Genomic DNA, 20456 nt, shown 5'->3' on the forward strand with positions numbered 1-20456 from the left:
CATGGCCTACCGGCCGTCGAAGAAGTTCAAGAAGACCCTGTTCGGCAGCGCCGCGGTGCTGGTCCTCGCGGCGCTCAACGCCCCCGCCGCCGTCTCCTTCGCCGAGGAGAAGTACCACGCCTACAAGATCGCCCAGCCCGGCTACCAGCGGGAGTTCGGCTCCTGGGCCGAGGTCGCCGTCCCCGACGGCTACCGCATCAACGCCATCCACGCCGCCCTCCTGCACACCGGCAAGGTGCTGCTGATCGCAGGCTCCGGCAACAACCAGAAGAACTTCGACGCCGGGACCTTCGAGACCATCCTCTGGGACCCGGCGAAGAACACCTTCAAGAAGATCCCCACCCCCGTGGACTTCTTCTGCTCCGGCCACACCCAGCTCCCCGACGGCCGGCTGCTCGTCGCCGGAGGCACCGCCCGCTACGAGATCCTCGGCGGCGAGGTCAAGAAGGCCGGCGGCGGCATGCGCGTCAAGAACGAGAACCCCGACGAGGCCGTCACCCTGCGGAAGGGCACCGTCTTCCGCTCCCCGTCCGGGGTCGAGTACGTCTCCAAGACCGAGGTCACCGTCCCCAAGGCCAAGCGCGAGTTCGAGATCTCGTACTTCAAGAGCGGCCAGATGAAGCCCTGGAAGACCAAGGTCACCGCCGCCGAGGCCCGGGTCTTCGTCGAGGCCCGCAAGGAGGGCCCGCAGGCCCTCACCACCGAGGCCGCCCAGTACGAGGTCGTCGGCCTCAAGGGCGACGCCGCCGACAACGTCTACGGCCTCGCCCAGAAGATCACCACCGAGAAGCAGGACTTCCAGGGCATCAGGAGCGCCTACGAGTTCGACCCGAAGGCCGAGAAGTACATCCCGGTCGCGCCCATGAAGGACGCCCGCTGGTACCCCACCCTCGTCGGCCTGGAGGACGGCAAGGTCCTCGCCGTCTCCGGACTCAACGACGTCGGCGACGTCGTCCCCGGCGACAACGAGATCTACGACCCCGAGACCAAGAAGTGGTCCAAGGGCCCCTTCCGCTACTTCCCCACCTACCCCTCCCTCTTCCTCACCAAGGGCGGCAAGCTCCTCTACACCGGCTCCAACGCCGGCTACGGCCCCGCCGAGAAGGGCCGCGCACCGGGCCTGTGGGACCTGAGGACGAACGCCTTCACCAAGCTCGGCGGCCTCACCGACACCGACCAGCTGGAGACCTCCGCCTCCCTGCTGCTCCCGCCCGCCCAGAACCAGAAGGTCATGGTCCTCGGCGGCGGCGGGGTCGGCGAGTCCTCCAAGTCCACCGCCCGCACCGCCATCGTCGACGTCTCCGCCGACAGCCCCGTCTTCACCGACGGGCCCTCGCTCCCGCAGGGCACCCGCTACCTCAGCAGCGTCCTGATGCCCGACGACACCGTCTTCACCAGCGGCGGATCCGAGGACTACCGGGGCCGCAGCGGCAGCGACATCCTCAAGGCCCAGTTCTACGACCCCGAGACCAACGCCTTCACCGAGGCCGCCGAACCCACCGTCGGCCGCAACTACCACTCCGAGGCGCTGCTGCTCCCCGACGGCCGGGTCGCCACCTTCGGCTCCGACCCGCTCTTCGACGACAAGGACAACACCAAACTCGGCACCTTCGAGCAGCGCATCGAGGTCTTCACCCCGCCCTACCTCCACAAGGCCGGCGCCGACCGGCCGGTCCTGGGGGAGGGGCCGCAGGAACTCGACCAGAACGGCCGGGTCACCTACAAGACCAAGGACGCCGGCAGGATCGCCACGGCCCGGCTGATGCGGCCCAGCGCGGTCACCCACACGACCGACGTCGAACAGCGCTCGATCGAGCTGGGCCTGCGGAAGGGCCAGGACGGGATGACGGTCACCGTCGACGTACCGCAGGACCGGACCCTGGTCCCGCCCGGCTGGTACATGCTCTTCGCCACCGACGCGAACGGCATCCCGTCGGAGGCGAAGTGGGTCCAGGTGAGCTGAGCCCGGGGCTGAGCGGTCGGGCGGCGGCTAGTCCTTCGCCCGGCGCGCCAGGCCCAGCGCGTAGTCCGGCCACCAGGTCCCGGCCGCCGGGCCGCCCCGGCACTGGCCGTCCGAGTCGCCGGGGCGCTTGATCCACAGGTACGCGTCGACCAGGTCGTCCCCGGTCCGGTCCGTCGGCGGCACGCCGAGCGCCCGGCCCGGCGGATTGCACCAGGCCTCCGCCCGGTCGCCCGGGAGGGGGCCGTCGCCGTTGCGGCTGGTGTCCACCGTGAAGTGGGTGCCGCCGAGCAGCCCGGACAGGGTGGCGCCGAAGCCCCGCACGATGTCGTTCGTCTGGAAGTTGGAGACGTTCAGGGAGAAGCCGTCCGCGCGGGCGACCCCGGCCCGCCGCAGCGGCTCCACCAGCTTCCCCGGGTCGTCGATCCAGGCCGGATTGCCCGCGTCCAGGTAGACCCGGGTCCGCGGCTGCCGCTTCAGCCGCTCGATCGCCTCCGTGAGCAGCTGGTAGCGCTCGTCGTGGTACTGCGCCGGGGTGCAGCCGTCCACCACGTGCGGCACCGCGTCCGGCTCCAGGACGACGATCGCGGAGGCGTCCCCGAGCGCCGTCGCGAAGGAGTCGATCCAGTTCCGGTAGGCCTGCGCGTCGTGCGAACCGCCCGCCGAGTACATCCCGCAGTCGCGGTGCGGGATGTTGTACGCCACGAAGACGGCCGTACGGTTCTGGGCCGCCGCGCCCCTTACCGCCCGGGTGATCTCCGGCACCGGGTCGTCACCGGCCGGCCAGTCCGCCACCGGCCGGTCCGCGATCCGCTTCAGGACGCGGGCGTCCTCGGTCCTGCCCTGGGCCTCGTACCGGCGGACCTGCTTCGCCGCGTCGCTCTCCGGGTCGACCCAGAACGGCGAGCCGCTCGCGGGGGCCGCGGCCTCGCCGCGCGTGGACGGCGGCCCGACCGGTCCCTTCGGGGACTCGTCCTCGCCACACCCGGTCAGGAGCAGCGCGGAGACGAGGGCCAGGGCGACGGCGGTGACGGTGCGGCGGGACATCCGGCCCCCAGAGTCGGGTACGAGACGGTGCGAAACCGTGCGTGAGGCGACATTCCGGGTCATCGTGACACGGGGGTCAGCCGGCGTCGGGCTGCGACACCGCGATGCCCAGCGGGGTCCGCTCGTACAGCACCTGGTGGCCGTACCGCCGGGAGGTCAGCAGACCGGCGTCGCGCAGCACCGCCAGGTGCGCGGAGACGGAGGAGGGGGCCCGGCCCAGGAGATGGGCGAGCGCCGTCGTCCCCATCGGCTCGGCCAGGGCGCACAGGACGTCCGCCCTGACCGGGCCGAGGAGCCGCCCGAGGACCTCCGGCGTACGCTCCCGGGGCTCGGCCCACAGACCGCCGATCCCGCGTGCCGGATACGCCACGGTCGGCTGCCACGGCGGGTCGAAACCGCTCACCACGTCCGGCCAGGTGAACACCGACGGCATCAGGACGAGCCCCTGCCCGTCCAGCGGGCGGTCGTGCTCCCCGGCGTAGGCGACCCGCAGGGTGGCGGTCTCGGCGGCCCAGTCGAAGGCCGGGTGCAGTTCGCTCAGCAGCCGTTCCAGCCCGCCCTCCGCGAGCCGGCGCGAGTGGTAGGCCACGTCCGCCTCCAGGAGCGCGCGCAGCCGGGGCCACTCGGGCGCGACCAGCGCCTCCCAGGCCGCCTCCAGGAGGTCCGTCAGCCGTCGTACGCCGTCGGCGGGATCGGCCAGCAGCCGCCGTCCCTCCTCCGTCGCGGCCGCCCCCGGCGTCTCGGCGAGCGCCCGCTCGAAGTCGACGAGGGCGAGCGCCGGATCGGTCCGCCGCACGGCGGCGATCTCCTCGTCGAAGGTCGCGACGGGTCCGAGCGGCGGCGGATAGAGGAAGTCCGGGCTGTGCCCGCGCAGCGGCATGAGGAGCTGGAGCGGCCCGAGGTCGAGCCCCCGCGTGGCGCCCGCGATCCGCCGCAGCCACGGCAGGTGGTAGCCCTGCTGGCGCGGCCGGGCGAGGACCCGCACGGCGGAGTGCGTCTCCCAGAGCGGCGAGACCGCGAACCGGATGCGCAGCGGGTCGGCCTCGCCGAAGCGCAGGTGGTACGGCACGGGCGGGCCTCCCCGGGCGGAAGATTCGGCTGGACGCGAAAGTCTAGGGCGGACCCGCGACCGGCGGCACGCTGCGTCCATGCCCGAGAACGACACCCGGACGCCGGCACCGGCGCCCGCGCACGACCCTGCCACCGAACGCTCCACGGCCGGGGCGCCCGCACTCGTGCCCGCGCCCGGGGACGCGCCCGCACCCGTGCCCGGCGACGCCCCCGCGTCCGTACCCGACGGCGCCCCCTCGCCCGGCTACCGCGCCGTCTTCCGCGTCCGCGAGTTCCGGTTCGTCTTCGTGGCGCACCTCTTCTCGCTGCTCGGCGTCGTCGTCAGCGAGCTGGCGCTCACCGTGCTCGTCTACGACCTCACCCGCTCCCCGCTGCTCTCCTCCCTCACCTTCGCCCTCGGCTTCCTCCCGTACCTCGTCGGCGGCACCCTCCTCGCCGGTCTCACCGACCGACTCCCGCCCCGCCGCATCCTCGTCGTCTGCGACCTGGTCTGCGCCGCCTGCGTGGCCGTGATGATCGCCCCCGCCACCCCCGTCGCCGTGCTGCTCGCGCTGCGCTGCGCCATCGCCGTCGTCTCGCCCGTCTTCAACGGCACCCGGATGGCGACCCTCGCCGACATCCTCGGCGAGGGCGACCTCTTCGTCCTGGGCCGCTCCCTCCTGCGGATCGTGTCCCAGAGCGCCCTGCTCACCGGCTTCGCCGTCGGCGGGGTCCTGCTGACCGTGGTCCCGCCGCGCGGCGCCCTCGCCGTCACCGCCGTCACCTTCCTCCTCTCCGCGCTGCTGCTGCGGCTCGGCACCGTCCGCCGGCCCGCCAGGGGCGCCGGGAAGGAGGCCGCGAGCGGGCTCGCCGGCACCTGGGCGGTGCTGCGGAACCGGCGGGTGCGCGCCCTGATGCTGATGTTCTGGGTGCCGCCGTTGTTCGCCGTCGTACCGGAGGCGCTGGCCGCCCCGTACGCCGACGAGATCGGTGTCTCCACGGCCGCGCTCGGCCTGCTCATGTGCGCGCTGCCGGTCGGCACGATCGCGGGCGAGCTCTTCGCCGGATCGTTCCTGAGCGCCGCGACCCGCTCCCGGATCGTGCTGCCGCTGGCGGTGACCGGGGTGCTGCCCTATCTGCTGTACGGGCCGAGGCCCGGGGTCGCCCTCGCGGCCGTCGCGCTCTTCCTGGCGGGCGCCACCGGCGCGTACACCCTCGGTCTCGACGCCTGGTTCGTCGCCGCCGTCCCCGAGGAGACCCGGGGGAGGGCGATGACCCTGATGACGGCGGGCATGATGACCGTCCAGGGCGTCGGGATGGCCGGGGCGGGCATCGCGGCCGAGTTCGCCCCCGTGCACACGGTCGTCGCGGGTACGGGCGTGCTGGGCACGCTCTGTCTGCTGGCCGCCGCGGCCGAGCTGAGGGCGGCCGGGGCGACCGAGGGACGAGACGGGGCTGACCGGCATGTTGCCCATGGGTAAGGTCGACGCGTGCCGAAGCCGCTCAGTCTCCCCTTCGACCCCATCGCCCGCGCCGACGAACTCTGGCAGAAGCGCTGGGGACCGGTCCCCTCGATGGCCGCGATCACCTCGATCATGCGGGCCCATCAGATCCTCCTCGCGGAGGTGGACGCCGTCGTCAAGCCGTACGGGCTGACGTTCGCGCGGTACGAGGCCCTGGTGCTGCTGACCTTCTCGAAGGCCGGCGAACTGCCGATGTCGAAGATCGGCGAGCGGCTGATGGTCCACCCCACCTCGGTGACGAACACGGTGGACCGGCTCGTGAAGTCCGGCCTGGTCGCCAAGCGCCCCAACCCGAACGACGGCCGCGGCACCCTCGCGACGATCACCGAGAAGGGCCGCGAGGTGGTCGAGGCGGCGACCCGCGACCTGATGGAGATGGAGTTCGGGCTCGGCGCGTACGACGCGGAGGAGTGCGCCGAGATCTTCGCGATGCTGCGGCCGCTGCGGGTGGCGGCGGAGGACTTCGACGAGGGCTGACCCGCGCGAAGATCGCCCGGAACGTACGGTTACGCTCGACGGCATGAAATCCAGCGTGCTGACCCGCTACCGCGTCATGGCCTATGTCACCGCCGTCATGCTGCTCATCCTGTGTGCGTGCATGGTCGCCAAGTACGGCTTCGGCGTCGGCGAGGACCTGACCTTCGCGGTCTCCCAGCTCCACGGTGTCCTCTACATCATCTACCTGGTCTTCGCCTTCGACCTGGGCTCCAAGGCGAAGTGGCCGTTCGGCAAGCTCCTGTGGGTGCTGGTCTCCGGCACCATTCCGACCGCCGCGTTCTTCGTCGAGCGCAAGGTCGTCGCCGAGACGCTTCCGCTGGTCAGCGGCGCGCAGCCGGAGCCGGTCAAGGCCTGACCCCCCACCTCCGCACACATGTGCGGAGGTTTGCCGTCGACATTTACTAGGACGTCCTAGTAAATTCGAAGCATGGACGCTGACGCCATCGAGGAAGGCCGCCGTCGCTGGCAGGCCCGTTACGACAAGGCCCGCAAGCGGGACGCCGACTTCACCACGCTCTCCGGCGACGCCGTCGAGCCGGTCTACGGGCCCCGGCCCGGCGACACCTACGAGGGGTTCGAGCGCATCGGCTGGCCCGGTGAGTACCCCTTCACCCGGGGACTCCACCCGACCGGCTACCGGGGCCGGACCTGGACCATCCGCCAGTTCGCCGGCTTCGGCAACGCCGAGCAGACCAACGAGCGCTACAAGATGATCCTGGCCGCCGGCGGCGGCGGCCTCTCCGTCGCCTTCGACATGCCCACGCTCATGGGCCGCGACTCCGACGACCCGCGCGCCCTCGGCGAGGTCGGCCACTGCGGCGTCGCCATCGACTCCGCCGCCGACATGGAGGTCCTCTTCAAGGACATCCCGCTCGGCGACGTCACCACCTCCATGACGATCTCCGGGCCCGCCGTCCCGGTCTTCTGCATGTACCTGGTCGCCGCCGAACGCCAGGGCGTCGACCCGGCCGTGCTCAACGGCACGCTCCAGACCGACATCTTCAAGGAGTACATCGCGCAGAAGGAGTGGCTCTTCGAGCCCGAGCCCCATCTGCGCCTCATCGGCGACCTCATGGAGCACTGCGCGCAGGGCATCCCCGCGTACAAGCCGCTCTCCGTCTCCGGCTACCACATCCGCGAGGCCGGGGCCACGGCCGCGCAGGAGCTCGCGTACACCCTCGCCGACGGCTTCGGCTACGTCGAGCTGGGCCTCAGCCGCGGCATGGACGTGGACGTCTTCGCCCCCGGCCTCTCCTTCTTCTTCGACGCGCACCTCGACTTCTTCGAGGAGATCGCCAAGTTCCGCGCCGCCCGCCGCATCTGGGCCCGCTGGATGAAGGAGGTCTACGGCGCCAAGACCGACAAGGCGCAGTGGCTGCGCTTCCACACCCAGACCGCCGGTGTCTCCCTCACCGCCCAGCAGCCCTACAACAACGTCGTCCGCACCGCGGTCGAGGCCCTCTCCGCCGTCCTCGGCGGCACCAACTCCCTCCACACCAACGCCCTCGACGAGACCCTCGCCCTCCCCAGCGAGCAGGCCGCCGAGATCGCCCTGCGCACCCAGCAGGTGCTGATGGAGGAGACCGGCGTCGCCAACGTCGCCGACCCGCTCGGCGGCTCCTGGTACGTCGAGCAGCTCACCGACCGCATCGAGGCCGACGCCGAGAAGATCTTCGACCAGATCAAGGAGCGCGGCCGCCGCGCCCACCCGGACGGGCAGCACCCGATCGGCCCGATCACCTCCGGCATCCTGCGCGGCATCGAGGACGGCTGGTTCACCGGCGAGATCGCCGAGTCCGCCTTCACGTACCAGCGGTCCCTGGAGAAGGGCGACAAGCGGGTCGTCGGCGTCAACGTCCACCACGGCTCGGTCACCGGAGACCTGGAGATCCTCCGGGTCAGCCACGAGGTCGAGTGGGAGCAGGTCCGGGTCCTCGGCGAGCGCAAGGAGCGCCGCGACGACGCCAAGGTCCGCGCCTCCATCGACGCGATGCTGGCCGCCGCCCGGGACGGCTCCAACATGATCGTCCCGATGCTGGAGGCCGTACGCGCCGAGGCGACCCTCGGCGAGATCTGCGACGCGCTGCGCGACGAGTGGGGCGTCTACACGGAGCCGCCGGGCTTCTGATCCCCCGGGCTTCCGAGCCTTCTCGAGTGACAGAGGGGGCGGTACGGGAACTCCCGTACCGCCCCTCGCCGTGCGCGGCTACCGCGCCGCCGAGCCCAGCACCTTCGTCGGGGTGATCCGGACCGCCACCCGGACCTGCTCCGGCGGCAGGTCCAGGTACTCCTGGCCGCCGCCCTCGCCCTCGTACTTCTCCGCGAGCGCCACCGCCAGCGCGCGGCCGGTGTCCTCGGTGACCGTCGCCGACCCCCGTATCTCCGCGTACAGCTCCGGGTCACGGCGGTCGTGGACGGTGAGGCTGACCCGGGCGTCGGCCCGGATGTTCTTGATCTTGCGGCGGCCGTCCTGGCTGGAGATCAGCACGTCGTCGCCGTCGCGGCCGACCCACACGACCGAGGTCTGCGGGGAGCCGTCGGGCTGGATCGTGGCCAGCACGGCCGGGTTGATGTCGTCGAGCAGCGCGCGGACGGCGTCGTTCAGCCGGACGCCGTCACGCTCGGGGTTCCGCGGTTCAGTGATCACGGCCGTCACGCTAGGGGACGGCCCGTCGATCGGCCAGGGACCTCCTCAGCCGTGCGCGGCGACCGCGCCCAGACCGCCCACGAGCAGGGCCGACAGCCGCGCCACCCAGGGCTCGTCGACCGGCTCCGCGCTCACCAGGGCGCGGTGCACGACCGCGCCCGCGACGACGTCGAAGATCAGGTCGTCGATCGCGTCGACGGCGACCGGGTCGCGGTCCGCCGGGAGTTCGCCGCGCTGCTGCGCCCGCTTCCGGCCCGCGAGCACGAGCCGCTTCTGACGGTCGACGATCGAGGCGCGGATGCGCTCCCGCAGCGGTTCGTCACGGGTCGACTCCGCCACCACCGCCATCAGCGCGGTCTTGGTCTCCGGGCGTTCCAGGAGCGCCGCGAACTGGAGGACGACATGCTCGATGTCGGCCTGGAGGGAACCCAGGTCGGGCAGTTCGAGTTCGTCGAAGAGGACGGCGACGGCGTCGACCACGAGTTCGTTCTTGTTGGCCCAGCGGCGGTACAGCGTCGTCTTCGCAACCCCGGCCCGGCCGGCGACGTCCCCCATCGTGAGCTTGGACCAGCCCAGCTCGACCAGGGCCTCGCGGGTCGCCTCCAGGATGGCCGCGTCGGCCTCGGTGGACCGGGGACGCCCGGTGCGAGGGCTGTGTCGGGGGTTGGTGCGGCTACACATGGAGGTCGACCATACCCGCCGGTAGGTACGGCGCCAGGGGCCCGGCGTGTGAGGCAGTTCACGGCGCGGATCGGGTCCGCGCCCTCCCGCCGGATCCCCCCGGACAGTTACGCTACGACCTGTAGCGAAAGGCATTGAGCGGCCTGAGCGACAACCATGGCGCCGGGTGGGGACCCGGCGCGAACCGAAGACGAAGAACCGTGTCGGCCCACGTCTCGCACACCGGCGGGAGGCGTGCGGACGGCACGGTTCAGCCATGACTTACCGGTTACGCGCGCGGAAGGGGGAGGATGTACGCATGCAGCCCCGAAACATGTCCATGAGCGGCGTCGTCGACCTCGCCGCGGTGAAGGCGGCCGGAGAGGCCAAGGCGAAGGCGGAGCAGACGCGCGCCGAAGCCGCCCGGCAGGGTGGTACCGCCGCCGTGCCCCCGTCCGCCCTGGTGATCGACGTCGACGAGGCGGGCTTCGAGCGCGATGTGCTCCAGCGCTCCGCCGAGGTCCCGGTCGTCCTCGACTTCTGGGCCGAGTGGTGCGAGCCCTGCAAGCAGCTCGGCCCCCTCCTGGAGCGGCTCGCCGTCGAGTACAACGGCCGCTTCCTGCTCGCGAAGATCGACGTCGACGCCAACCAGATGCTGATGCAGCAGTTCGGCATCCAGGGAATTCCGGCCGTTTTCGCGGTGGTCGCCGGGCAGGCACTGCCGCTCTTCCAGGGCGCGGTGCCCGAGGTCCAGATCCGCGAGACCCTCGACCAGCTGATCCAGGTCGGCGAGGAGCGCTTCGGTCTGACCGGCATCGTCGTGGACGCGGGCGCCGAGGGGGCGGAGGGCGGTGCCGCCGCGGCCGCGCAGCCGGCCGGCCCGTACGACGCCCTGCTCGAAGCGGCCATGTCCGCGCTGGACGCGGGCGACCTCGCCGGCGCCGTCCAGGCGTACAAGAACGTGCTCGCCGACGACCCGGCGCACCCCGAGGCCAAGCTCGGTCTCGCTCAGGCCGAACTGCTCACCCGGGTGCAGGATCTGGACCCGACCGCCGTACGCAAGGCGGCCGCGGACGGCCCGGCCGATGTGACGGCCCAGATCGCCGCCGCCGACCTCGATCTGGTGGGCGGTCATGTGCAGGACGCCTTCGGGCGCCTCGTGGAGACCGTGCGGCGCACGGTGGGCGAGGACCGGGACGCGGCGCGGCTGCGGCTCCTGGAACTGTTCGAGGTGATCGGCTCCGACGACCCCCGTGTCACGGTGGCCCGGCAGGCGCTGGCCCGCGTGCTCTTCTGAGGCGTCCGGTGCCCGGTTCCGGGCGTCCGATCGTCTGACGATTTGGCAGCAGGGTGACAAAAGGCGGCCGCGCTTTACCAAAACTTGGTAATCGCGGCCGCTGTTACTTGCAGTAAATCGAACCCGGCGTTCTGTCCGCATTTCTGCGGCGATTCCCCGACATTCCCCTCCACTCGAACGCACCCTGCGTGCCCGTTCGGCCCCGTCCCGCCATGGCGTGGTTATCCACCCGTTACTAGCCAGTAACGAACCCCTTGTGCGAGGGCGCGGAATGGACCACGATCGGCGACGCTCGGTCCGAACCGCACCACCCCGGCAACCAACCGGGACGCGGCGAAGGTCCCCACCGGGCGGACCGGTGTTCCGGCACCGGTCATGGACAGGGGGGTTCCCGCTCTTTCCGAACGGGGCCTGTCCGATCAGGCCGTGCTCCGTGGCGCGGCCCATGGTTGTCGCTCGGGGGTGATCGCCGGTGATGAGGACGCGCAACGCGCCGCCTGCCGTCTCGGCGCTCTCCTTCCCGAGGACGTAGCTCTTCTCCCATCCCAGGACGGGCCCCGGCCCTTCCGGAGATGTACGTCCGAGAAGGAGGAATTCTCATGCAGTCCCAGGTTCGTGGCGGGACCAGATGGAAGCGCTTCGCCTTCGTCATGGTCCCGAGTGTGGCCGCGACGGCCGCGATCGGTGTCGGTCTGGCCCAGGGTGCTCTCGCCGCGTCGTTCGCGATCTCCGGCCAGGAGTTCAAGGTCTCGACCGACAAGCTCGAGGGCACGGAGTTCGTGCAGTACGGCAGCGTCGCCAAGGGCAAGAAGCTGGACGGCACGCCGTTCGGTGCCCCGGTGGCGGTCTCCGGCTTCGACACGGCCAAGATCACCAACATGTGCCAGTCCGTCGTGACGCCGGTTCCGGTTCTCGGTGACGTCACCCTTCGTCTGGAGGCGGGCGCAGCTGCCGCCCAGTCCGGCGAGGACGACGACAAGGTCATCGGCAAGGACCTGTACCTCGACGTCTCGGCGCTCGAGGCCGACGCCCAGTTCACGAACATCGACATCGGCGTCGCGGCGGGCTCCCTGCCGAAGCACAAGGACGGCCAGGGCATCCAGCCCAACACCGAGGCCAACGAGAACGGCTTCGCCCAGCGCGCCGACAGCGTCACGCTGACCAACGTGAGGCAGAAGGCGTGGGCCACCACGGCCGCCACCTTCAAGCTCCCCGACCTGAAGCTGTCCCTGAGCCGGGGCACGGGCCAGGAGTGCTTCAAGGGCTGACCGAGCCCCTGGGTGTGGGCCGCCGCGGCGGCCCACACCCGCTCCGGGGCTCGTCCCCGCACCGGGTTCGGCCCGGCGCCGGGTTCGTTCCCGCACCGGGTCCGGCCCGGCTCCGGGGCTCGTCCCCGCTTCTCCACCTCTTCTCAGCAACACCGCTTCCAGGGAGCTGTTTCCATGAGCGCCGAGACCCCTGCCTCCCACGGAGTCCCCAAGCAGGACAACCGGTTCAAGGTCTGGCGGCAGACCCGGCCGTTCTGGGCAGGACTGTTCACCATCCTCGGTGGTCTGCCGATCGCCTACCTCCCCTACGGGGACCTCAGGCTCGGCAACATCACCATGGCGATGAAGACGACCGCGGGATCCGGCGCGCTGATCATCGGCGCCCTGCTGATCACCCTCGGTCTGACGATGTGGTTCCAGCCCGTCGTCCGGGTCTTCGCGGGCGTCGCGACGATCGTCCTGGGGCTGGTCTCCATCCCCGTGTCGAACTTCGGCGGTCTGGTCATCGGATTCCTGTTCGCCCTCGTCGGCGGCGGCATGTCCGCCTCGTGGGCGCCCGCGCCACCGGTCGAGGAGGCCGTCGACGCGGAGGGCGACGACGAGCGCGACCGCGCGTACGAGGACGGGTACGACCGCGACCGGGACGACGAGCCGGAGCAGGCCGGGACCGAGGCCCTGTACGCCGCGGGCGTCCCGGAGCAGCGCGAGGCGGAGCACCACGCGACCGAAACGACGATCGACGCCAAGGGCGGGAGGAACAGTGCGGGGTGACGAGAATCAGCCGGCGCTCGCGAAGGAGGGCCCGCGGCACGCGGCCCCACGCAAGACGCTGCTGAACAGGATCCAGGGCCCCGCGGGCAAGGCGATGGCGCTGGCCGCCATGCCGACCGCGGTGTTCGTGGGCATGGGCCTCACGCCCAAGGTCGCCCTCGCCGACGACAAGGACTTCCCGTACGCGCCCGGCCCCTGTGTCACCCGCTCCGACGAGCCGGTGACCGAGGAGCCGACGAAGCCGGCGGAGACCGCGAAGCCGACCCCGACGTCGACGGCCTCGGCCTCCCCGACGGACACGCCGACCACCGCACCGACGGGCACCGCGACGCCCACGCCGACGCCGACCTCGACGGAGGCCGGGCAGGCGACGACGCAGCGGACGCAGGAGCGGGTGAACACCGCCCCGGCGCCGGCCGCGACGCCGACGGCCACGGCGACACCCACGCCGACGCCGACCCCGACGAAGTCGACGAACCCGCTCGACCCGCTGGGCTGGGGCGACGCCCTGAAGGACCTCTTCGACGGCCCGGACCCGAAGCCGACGGCGACGCCCACGACGACCGCCCCGACGGCGGCTCCGACGACCCAGGCGCCCGCCCCGGCCACGACGAAGGCCCCTGCCCAGAAGGCGGCGACCGCCGACGACCCGGTCACCACCACCGCGCCGAAGGCGACCGCCGACCCGGCCGCCGCGAAGACCAAGGCGGCGATCGAGAAGGCGGCCGAGCAGGCCGGCGTGAAGGTCGAGGAACTGCCCGAGAGCGCCAAGGGCCTCGACGCCAAGAAGGACGAGGACATACCCGAGGGCGCCAAGCCCCGCTTCCCGTGCCCCGAACTCGACGAGAAGGCCCTGGCCGACGCCGAACTGGAGCCCGGCATCCCGCTGCTCCCGGACGAGTCGTGGCGCCTGGAGAGCTCGCTGCTCACCCTGAGCGGCCTGAAGTACCACGGCATCGTCGAGGTCAGGACGTACGGCGGCAAGACGAAGAAGGTCCTGAAGTTCACCGCGACCTCGGTGGACATCAAGGACCTGCACCAGATGACGGAACACTCCGACGGCCGCACGGCCCACGTGCGCTCCAAGGCGGGCTCGACGTCGACGATCACCCAGGGCACGGTGACGATGTACACGGAGGAGCTGAAGGGCAACCTCATCGGCATCGTCCCGATCACCTTCAGCGCCCAGTCCCCGCCCCCGGTGGACCTCCCGTGGGTCTTCTTCACCAACGTGAAGCTCAAGCAGGCCGGCCAGTTCGGCGGCACCCTCAGGGTCAAGGACCTCCGCAACACGATCGAACCGAACTGAACCCGCGCGCCCCTGCGGGAGCCGTACCTCCGCTGTGAGCCGTATCCGGCTGTCCGGATGCGGCTCACAGCATCTTCTCGACTGCTTGAAAAAATCTTCACATAATCAAACTGGTGTTCTAGTTTGGTGGTTGTCGAGGCCTGTCGCCTCGGTGCTCGGGCGCCGGGGGGTCGCCGTCGCGCAATGAGCCTCCTTGTGTCCGATGCAGGCAAACCCTGTGAGGACCGACCACATTCATGCGTCGTCAGACCGATCACCCGCTCGCCAGAGCGGTGATCTCCATGGCAGCTCTCGGCGGGCTTCTGGCCGCCCTGTTCATCGCTGCGAAACCGTCACTTCCCTGGACGGACGGTACGGACAAGGCCGCCGCGGCGCAGGTCCAGGCCGCTCCCGGACCCGTGATGTTCCCGCTCTTCGGCCGCAAGTCCGGCCGCCTCTACGACTACGAACCGAAAGTCGGGGGCGGCTTCAAGCCCATGGTCGACATGGGGGGCGATTGGGCCGAGGCTGACGCCATCGTGCAGGCCAACGTCTCCGAGGGCGGCACGGGCAACGACCTCTACCACCGTGTCGACGGCACGCTCTTCTACACCGCCGAACGCGGCAACGACACCAAGGTCGTCGGCGGGGGATGGCAGATATACGACGAGCTGGTCTCCGTGGGCAACATGGGCGGGACGGCCGAACCGGACCTCGTCGCCCGTCAGACGGACGGCACGCTCTGGCTCTACGCGGCCCGGCCCGACGGCCTGCTCCAGCCCCGTATCCGGATCGGCAGCGGCGGCTGGGGCGCCATGACCGCACTCGTCGGCCGCGGCGACTACACCGGCGACGGCAAGACCGACCTCATCGCCCGGCAATCGGACGGCACGCTCTACCTCTACCCCGGCACCGGCAACTACGTGGCGGACGGGGTCCTCGGGGCCCGTGTCGCCGTGGGCACCGGCTGGAACATCCACAAGCTGATCGCCTCCTCGGGCGACAACAACGGCGACGGCAGGACCGATCTGATCGCCGCGGACACGGCCGGCCTGCTCTGGCTCTTCAAGGGCACCGGAGTCGCCGGCACTCCCTTCGCTCCCCGCGTGCAGATCGGCACCGGCGGCTGGGCCGCCTTCGACCACCTCTTCTGAGGCGCGCCCTCTTCCCTCCCGCCACTTCCGTACGAGAACGGTTGATCCACCATGCGTATGTACGCGCCTCCGGGCGGCCGCCGCGCCTCCCGCAGATGGACGCGGCTGCTGAGCGCCACCGCCCTGACCACCGCGCTCACCGTAGCTCTCACGAACAACCAACTGCCCCGGACGACGGAGCCCATGGCTCCCGTCGCCGCCCTGACCGACGTGCCGGGGAACGAGCCCTTCGACTTCGCCGCCGCCGAAAGGGTGCGCGCCGACCAGTGCCGGCTCAACCTGACGCTCCGCAGGGGCGGCCAGGCGCTGAAGGCCGTGTCGCGGAGCGGTCTGAACGGCACCGACGCCGAGCTGCGCGCCGCGGCGGAGAGCGAGCGGTGGCAGGACGGCAACACCCCCCTCGCCATCGCCTGGGACAAGGACAACGCGTGGAGCAACGCCAAGGGCAGTGAACTGGGGGCCCGGGACGAGGTCTGGGAACAGTCCTTGCACATCCCGCCGCAGACCACTCCGCCCGGCTACACGGTCGCCGGGTTCGAATGGGTCGAGACCGACGACAACCCCTTCTACACCACCGGGGTCATGGCCGGACTGGGTGCCCTGTACTTCGGCACCGAGTCGGACATCTACCTCACGGACCAGACGCCGGTCGCGAGCAAGGAGTCGGTGGACGCGGTCAACTCGATCGCCGCGGCCCGCTACTCCGAGGACCGCTACGAGGACCGCGCGGCGCTGGACGCGCTGAAGTGGCGCATGACCTTCATGCACCCGATGTACGCGGACGACGCGCGCATCTTCCTCCAGCACGGCGGCTTCCCGACGACCGCGCCGGACCCGGACACCATGGAGTTCCGCCTCGACGTCGAGGCGCTCAAGGCGCGGTTCGCCTCCTGCACGACGCACAACCCGCTGGACCCGTACAACGTGCTGGGTGCCGAAGTCGCCCAGGCCTCCGGCGAGTGGCAGAACGAGCTGTCCGGCCAGAAGGCGCAGCGGGCCGTGATCATGGATGCCGAGGCGAAGGCCTCCCGGCACCTGGGAGTCGCCTCGCAGGCGATGGCCGAGTCGCTGGCCCAGTCCCTCATCGCGAGCCGGCTCACCGACTGGCAGGCCTACTGGACCAGGCAGTCCCCGAGCTCGACGGACTTCTACCCGACGGCCGCCGAGTTCGCGGAGGTCAGGACGAACATCGCCCGCGCCCGGGAGCGGGCCCAGGGCCGGGTCTTCGTCGCCGGACGCGCCGCGCTCGCCGCGCAGGAGGAGGCGGCACGGGCGGACCAGGCCAAGACCGAGGCGTACGCCCTCGCCGACGCCGCCGGCCTGCCGCGCGGCCGCGGCCTGATGTACGGCCAGCAGGCCGTACAGGTCGCCAAGGCGTCCGCCGCCGCCGCGCAGGCGGCCTTCAAGGCGACCGAGACGGCGGCGAACGCCACCCGTGCGTCCGCGGCGGACAGCAAGACCCTGATGGCACTCGCCGAGACACAGGCGCACGCCTCGAAGGCCGAGTTCCGCCGCAAGGCCGCCGAGGAGGCCGAGGCGCAGGCCAAGGCCGCCGCAGAGGGGGCCGCGTACCAGGCGAAGCTGGCCGCGGACAACGCGGCCAAGGCCAAGGAAGCGGAGGATCGCGTCAAGGCCGCCGAGGCGGAGGCGAAGGCGGCCGCCGCCGACGCGGCCGCCAAGCGGACGAAGGCCGAGGCGGAAGCCGCGTACGCCAAGTCCCAGAAGGAACTGGCGGATTCGGAGCGGGCCAAGGCCGCCACCGCGAGGGCGAAGGCGGGTGCCGAACGCCAGGTCGCGGCGGACAAGCTGGCTGCCGCGCAGACCGCCGGCGCCACCGCCGCGACCAAGAAGGACGAGGCGCTGGCCGCCGAACGGAAGGCGGTCCAGGCCAGGGACAACGCCATCACCGCGGAAGGCCGACGCGACGCCCTGGACGCCAAGGCGTTCGCCCTGGAAGCCAGAGCGGACGCCGACGAGGGCACCGATGCCGCCACCGCGTCGCGGGCCGCGGCCACGGAGGCGCGCACCGCTGCCGACGAGGCGGGGACGGCGGCGGCGAACGCCCGTGCGGCGGCGGACTCCGCCACCACGGCCTCGGCCAACGCCAGAGCCGCCGCCACCCGCGCCGAAGGCGCGGCCAAGCGGGCTCAGGCGGCGGCGGACGCGGCCAAGAGGGACGTCGCGATCACCGAGGCCGCCGTGGCGAAGGCCACCGCCGCCACGGCCGACGCCATCGACGCCGCCGACCAGGCGAAATGGAACGCGATCACGGCGAAGGCGCTGGCCGCCACGGCCCGCGACAAGGCCGCCGAGGCCAAGGGGCATGCGGACGTCGCGCGCCAGGAGGCGGCAGCGGCGGTCGCCGAGTCGGTTCGCGCCGCCGGCTTCGCCTATGCCACCGCGCAGGCGGCGGCCGCGACCCGGAGCTCGGCGCAGCAGGTGATCAAGCCCGCCAACGATGCGATCGAGCTCGGATCTCCCTACGCGGACACCGACACCTCAGCGGGTCTCGCGGTGCTCATCGGTCAGTCGTCCATGACCCATGCCGAGCAGCAGGCCGCTCTCGCGAAGGCCAAGTCCGTCCAGGCCGCCGCCGCGGCCGCCGAGGCGAAGGCCATCGCGGCCCGTGCGACCGCCGACGCGAAGGCCGCCGCGGACGCGGCTGCCCGCAGCGCCGAGTACGCGGCCGCCGCCACGGCATCGGCCGAGGCCGCCCAGGCGTCCGCGGCCGCCGCGGCGAAGTCGGTCGAGGCGGCCAAACAGTCGCTCGCCAGAACGGTGGCGTACCACCAGCAGGCGAAGGCGGATGCCGAAGCGGCACAGGGAGCCGCCGACTCCGCCGGAGAGTACGCGGCGCAGGCGGACGCGGCAGCCAGTGAGGCGGAGAAGGACGCCGGAGCGGCGCGTGATTCGGCGACGGCCGCGGAGAACGACGCCGCCACCGCCGGCAGTGTGGCGACCCAGGCCGAACAGGACGCGACGAAGGCCGAGGAATCGGCCGGCCGGGCCGACGAGGCCGCGGACGAAGCCGAGGACGCGGCGACCCGCACCGAGAACGCCAAGGCTCAGGAAAGCATTTCGACCGGTGGTGCCACCGGAATCGGAGGGGTCTTCACCCGGCAGACCATGGAGCAGGTCGGTGAGGCGATGCCGCAGAACGTCTGCGAGCTGGGCATCGGATTCGACGGCTGCACGGTCAAGTTCAAGCTGACGTTCAACGTCGTCGTCGACTTCTATCTCTGCCAGGACCCCGGCGTCGGTGAAGCCGCGACGGCCGCCAACTGTCCTACGGCGGCGACCACGTGGGTGGGAAGCCAGCGGTTCGACAATCAGGTCTCCTATGTCGACCACTACTTCACGCGGTGGGAAATCGTCATGGAGTTCGACAAGGCATTCCTCAAGACCGTGTGGTTCGTCCTGACGGACGACTTCGTCCAGTGCTCCAAGGGGAGCGTCTCCGGGTGCCTGTGGGCGGCGAGCAACTTCATCCCGGGCAAGAAGATCGCCGATGCCATCGACCTGATCCGGGCTCTCGACGCGGCGATGAACGTCGGGGTCGGGGTGGCGGACGCGTACCGGGCGCTCAAGAACCTGGACCTGGACCCGCAGGTCATGGCCGCCATCACCAGGGAGACGAACCTGGTCGAGGACGCCCTCACCGCATGCGCCACCAACAGCTTCCTCGGGGAGACGCCGGTCGTCATGGCGGACGGGTCGACCCGGCCCATCAGTGACGTGCGGATCGGCGATCTCGTCCTCGCGGCCGATCCGGACAGCGGTGAGCGCCGTGGGATGCGGGTGTCCTCGACCTTCCGCCACGAGACGAAGGACCTCGTCGAGGTACGTCTCGTCGACGGCTCCGCGATGGTCACCACGCCCGGGCACAAGGTCCACGTCGTCGGTCGCGGGTGGACCCTCGCCAAGGACCTTCGCCCCGGAAACCTGGTGATCGGTGCCGACGGGACGGCCGGCCGTGTGGCATCGGTACGGGACCGCGACGAGCGTGCCGCGCTCGTCGTGTACGACCTGACGGTGGAGGGTCTCCGCACGTTCTTCGTCGGCACCCGGGGGGCGACGGCTCGGAGTGTCCTCGTCCACAACTGCCTGAACCTCCTCACGCACGAATCCGCGACCGCGGGTCATACGATCGCGGACCATGTCACGCCCTCGGCTCAGAAAGCGATCGAACTGGCGAAGGCGAAGCTGGTGAAGAACCCGAGCGGTCCGGGGATCAATTCCATTTGGAACGACCTGCCGACCGCTCAGGCGGCCGTGGACGAGGCCATGAAGAAGTTCCTCACCGGTGGATCCGCTGCGCAGAACGCGAAGAACCGCAAGCGTCTGAACGACTGGATGGCGAGAACCCCCAAGGATTCGAGCAGTCCTCTTCACCTGCTCTCGTTCAAGGTGAGGCTTGACACTCAGGGGTCGCTGGGTACCGTCTACCGCCATGACGGAGAGTTCTGGAAAGCCGGAAATACCGTGGCTATCACCCTGCAAAGGACAGGAATGCCGAAGCACAACGGGTTCATCGTCTACACAGCATCGCCGGAGTAGGGTTCACAGTGCTGTCACGCAGTGATATCTGGGTCGATTTCGGCCTCAGCGGACTCGCCAAATGGCTGTCCTCGCCTGCCGCGAGCGGTCTGGAGCAGCGTGAGGTGGTCGGGGAAGCCGTCGAATGGGGGGAGGGGGCCTACGCCTCCACCCTGCTCTCCGACGCCGAACGACTCCTCGCGTCCTCGTTGACCACCGAGGCCGTCAACGTCCTGTGGAGTGCCGCCGTGCGGCGGGCGTACGCGGAAGGCGCGCCGTGGCTCGACGGAAGGGCGTGGCTGCGCGAGATCGTGGGGCTGGTCACGGAGCGGTACGACGTGGCGGAGCTGAGCGCACTGCGCGGCGACGGGGGACCGGACGTCGGTCCGGCTCTGAGGGCGGCCGTTCTGGCGGAGATCGAGGCGATGGCCGCACCCCTGGCCGCCGCGACCGAGAGCGACCGGGCCGGCGCCGTCCGCGGTGTCGTACCCGTTCTGCGGCGTGTCGTGACGGAGGTCGACCCCGATCTCGGCTTCCGGTTCTTCCTGAGGGCCCTGAAGGCCTACGGGGTCCCGATCACGGAATCCCGTTACCTCCGCTACCACGAGCTCGGGGAACGCCTCGGCTACCACGAGCTCGTGGTGGACGACGGCTCGCTGCAGGTCGAGGGCGAGGGCGAGGGAGAGGCCTCGCCCGCTTCCCGCGAGGCCTGAGCGGACGCACCACGGCCGGTGGGCCGCACTCCGAGAGGAGTGCG

At 71.2% G+C, this 20456-nt stretch carries 16 protein-coding genes; 12 read left to right on the forward strand and 4 right to left on the reverse strand.

From position 1 onward, the window contains the following. Window position 1 precedes the first annotated feature (1 nt). Window positions 2–1963: a kelch motif-containing protein gene (locus tag ASD33_RS30105; RefSeq protein WP_056567604.1), complete on the forward strand. Its 1962-nt coding sequence runs from the start codon at window positions 2–4 to the stop codon at window positions 1961–1963. A 27-nt stretch (window positions 1964–1990) separates the two neighbouring features. Here the strand turns inward: ASD33_RS30105 and ASD33_RS30110 are convergent, their stop codons facing one another. Both ASD33_RS30110 and ASD33_RS30115 read right to left on the reverse strand, forming a co-directional pair. Next, a complete protein-coding gene (locus ASD33_RS30110; RefSeq protein ID WP_056567607.1) occupies window positions 1991–3007 on the reverse strand; it encodes a glycoside hydrolase family 6 protein in 1017 nt (338 codons plus the stop codon). Window positions 3008–3083: 76 nt separating this feature from the next. Further along, entirely contained in the window at window positions 3084–4076 is a 993-nt protein-coding gene (locus tag ASD33_RS30115) for a DUF5937 family protein (RefSeq protein ID WP_056567612.1), read from the reverse strand. A gap of 79 nt (window positions 4077–4155) precedes the next feature. On the opposite strand from ASD33_RS30115, the gene ASD33_RS30120 reads away from it, so the two are divergent. The 4 genes from ASD33_RS30120 to ASD33_RS30135 all read left to right on the forward strand — a co-directional run bounded on the left by ASD33_RS30120 (window position 4156) and on the right by ASD33_RS30135 (window position 8206). Continuing rightward, window positions 4156–5538 (forward strand): MFS transporter, encoded by a 1383-nt coding sequence (locus ASD33_RS30120; RefSeq protein WP_056567615.1) that lies wholly within the window; start codon window positions 4156–4158, stop codon window positions 5536–5538. 9 nt (window positions 5539–5547) lie between these two features. Next, a complete protein-coding gene (locus ASD33_RS30125) occupies window positions 5548–6057 on the forward strand; it encodes a MarR family transcriptional regulator (protein ID WP_056567617.1) in 510 nt (169 codons plus the stop codon). Between the two features lie 43 nt (window positions 6058–6100). Further along, window positions 6101–6433 (forward strand): DUF3817 domain-containing protein, encoded by a 333-nt coding sequence (locus ASD33_RS30130; protein ID WP_056567618.1) that lies wholly within the window; start codon window positions 6101–6103, stop codon window positions 6431–6433. Between the two features lie 72 nt (window positions 6434–6505). Continuing rightward, window positions 6506–8206, forward strand: a complete 1701-nt coding sequence (locus ASD33_RS30135; protein WP_056567621.1) for a methylmalonyl-CoA mutase family protein — start codon at window positions 6506–6508, stop codon at window positions 8204–8206. A gap of 78 nt (window positions 8207–8284) precedes the next feature. Here ASD33_RS30135 and ASD33_RS30140 read toward each other — a convergent pair whose 3' ends face one another. Continuing rightward, window positions 8285–8725: a PPOX class F420-dependent oxidoreductase gene (locus ASD33_RS30140; RefSeq protein WP_242426927.1), complete on the reverse strand. Its 441-nt coding sequence runs from the start codon at window positions 8723–8725 to the stop codon at window positions 8285–8287. Window positions 8726–8770: 45 nt separating this feature from the next. Then, on the reverse strand, window positions 8771–9406 hold the full coding sequence (locus ASD33_RS30145) for a TetR/AcrR family transcriptional regulator (protein ID WP_056567624.1): 636 nt from the start codon (window positions 9404–9406) through the stop codon (window positions 8771–8773). A 298-nt stretch (window positions 9407–9704) separates the two neighbouring features. On the opposite strand from ASD33_RS30145, the gene ASD33_RS30150 reads away from it, so the two are divergent. The 7 genes from ASD33_RS30150 to ASD33_RS30180 all read left to right on the forward strand — a co-directional run bounded on the left by ASD33_RS30150 (window position 9705) and on the right by ASD33_RS30180 (window position 20412). Continuing rightward, window positions 9705–10682 carry a tetratricopeptide repeat protein gene (locus tag ASD33_RS30150; protein WP_199863614.1) on the forward strand — a complete coding sequence of 326 codons (978 nt, stop codon included), beginning with the start codon at window positions 9705–9707 and terminating at the stop codon, window positions 10680–10682. A gap of 599 nt (window positions 10683–11281) precedes the next feature. Continuing rightward, a complete protein-coding gene (locus ASD33_RS30155; protein ID WP_056567628.1) occupies window positions 11282–11950 on the forward strand; it encodes a DUF6230 family protein in 669 nt (222 codons plus the stop codon). 174 nt (window positions 11951–12124) lie between these two features. After that, window positions 12125–12721, forward strand: a complete 597-nt coding sequence (locus ASD33_RS30160) for a DUF6114 domain-containing protein (protein ID WP_056567631.1) — start codon at window positions 12125–12127, stop codon at window positions 12719–12721. Next, window positions 12711–14030, forward strand: coding sequence for a hypothetical protein (locus ASD33_RS35620; protein ID WP_056567634.1), 1320 nt, complete (start codon window positions 12711–12713; stop codon window positions 14028–14030). The genes ASD33_RS30160 and ASD33_RS35620 overlap by 11 nt, the downstream gene beginning before the upstream one ends. Before the next feature lie 236 nt (window positions 14031–14266). Then, window positions 14267–15163, forward strand: a complete 897-nt coding sequence (locus ASD33_RS30170; RefSeq protein WP_242426928.1) for an FG-GAP-like repeat-containing protein — start codon at window positions 14267–14269, stop codon at window positions 15161–15163. A 51-nt stretch (window positions 15164–15214) separates the two neighbouring features. Continuing rightward, window positions 15215–19720 (forward strand): polymorphic toxin-type HINT domain-containing protein, encoded by a 4506-nt coding sequence (locus ASD33_RS30175; protein ID WP_157870096.1) that lies wholly within the window; start codon window positions 15215–15217, stop codon window positions 19718–19720. An 8-nt stretch (window positions 19721–19728) separates the two neighbouring features. Then, window positions 19729–20412 (forward strand): hypothetical protein, encoded by a 684-nt coding sequence (locus ASD33_RS30180; RefSeq protein ID WP_242426930.1) that lies wholly within the window; start codon window positions 19729–19731, stop codon window positions 20410–20412. The last annotated feature ends 44 nt before the right edge of the window (window positions 20413–20456 follow it).

Origin of the sequence: Streptomyces sp. Root1304 (assembly GCF_001426405.1) — a bacterium.
Lineage (GTDB): Bacteria > Actinomycetota > Actinomycetes > Streptomycetales > Streptomycetaceae > Streptomyces.